The organism is Streptomyces griseoloalbus (assembly GCA_014650015.1).
Lineage (GTDB): Bacteria > Actinomycetota > Actinomycetes > Streptomycetales > Streptomycetaceae > Streptomyces > Streptomyces griseoloalbus.
Genome location: BMUD01000134.1, coordinates 1 through 591, shown reverse-complemented (window position 1 = coordinate 591; position 591 = coordinate 1). Strand labels below are relative to the sequence as shown.

The 591-nt window shown below is 75.1% G+C and carries 1 protein-coding gene; it reads left to right on the top strand.

The window, feature by feature from the left end:
- A partial coding sequence (locus tag IE178_RS35270; protein ID WP_318280434.1) for a beta-ketoacyl synthase N-terminal-like domain-containing protein occupies positions 1–591 on the top strand: 591 nt, incomplete at both ends.

Genomic DNA, 591 nt, shown 5'->3' with positions numbered 1-591 from the left:
GAGGACCATCTGGAACGCCTCGACCCGCGGCAGTGGGGGCGCAGCAGCCAGTTCGCCGCCGCGGCCGCCCGTCTGGCGGTGCGGGACGCCGGATGGGACACGGCCGAGCTGTCCGCCCGCCGGGCGGGCAGTGCCATGGGCACCACCAACGGTGAGGCCCGGGTCTTCCAGGACCTGACCGAGCAGTGGCTCGAGCGCGGCCTGGCCGACCTCGACCCCGGCCTGATCGCACAGGCCCCGGCCGACCGGATCGCGGCGGCCGTCAACACCGAGCTGCGGCTGCGGGGCGAGGCGCAGACGTTCGGCACGGCGTGTGCGGCGAGCAACTACGCCCTCGGCTACGGCTTCGACCAGATCCGCAGCGGCTGCGCCGATGTGATGGTGGTGGGCGGCGCCGACGCGGTGAACCGTGCCACCCACGCCGGTTTCCACCGTCTGGGCGCCGTCGCCCCCGACGCCTGCCGCCCGTTCGACGAGGCACGGGCCGGCATCCTCACCGGCGAGGGCGGTGTCGCCCTGGTCCTGGAGTCCTGGGACAGCGCCCGGGCACGCGGAGCCCGCGTCTACGCCGAGGTGCTGGGATACGCCCTC